The organism is Colwellia marinimaniae (assembly GCF_002207865.1).
GTDB lineage: Bacteria > Pseudomonadota > Gammaproteobacteria > Enterobacterales > Alteromonadaceae > Colwellia > Colwellia marinimaniae.
In genome coordinates, this window is sequence record NZ_BDQM01000527.1 from 1 (window position 1) to 234 (window position 234).

General features: G+C 44.4%; 1 pseudogene. It reads left to right on the top strand.

Going from position 1 to position 234, the window contains the following annotated elements:
* Window positions 1–29: 29 nt before the first annotated feature.
* Window positions 30–234, top strand: a pseudogene (locus tag MTCD1_RS20360) (flagellar type III secretion system pore protein FliP); the annotation flags it as partial.

Here is a 234-nt window from a genome sequence, read left to right on the forward strand (position 1 = left end):
GTATTGCGCTAACACTAACGATACTGATCATGAGACCGGTCTGGACTCAGATACACGAGGATGCTTTCTTACCTTACGATAGCGGTAGCATTACGCTTATTGAGGCTTTAGGTAAAGCCGAGATCCCTTTGCGCACCTTTATGCTTAAACAAACTCGCGAAACCGACCTTGAACAAATGTTGAAAATTGGTAATGAACCCCCAGTAACCTCGGTTGATGATATCCCCTTTGTTG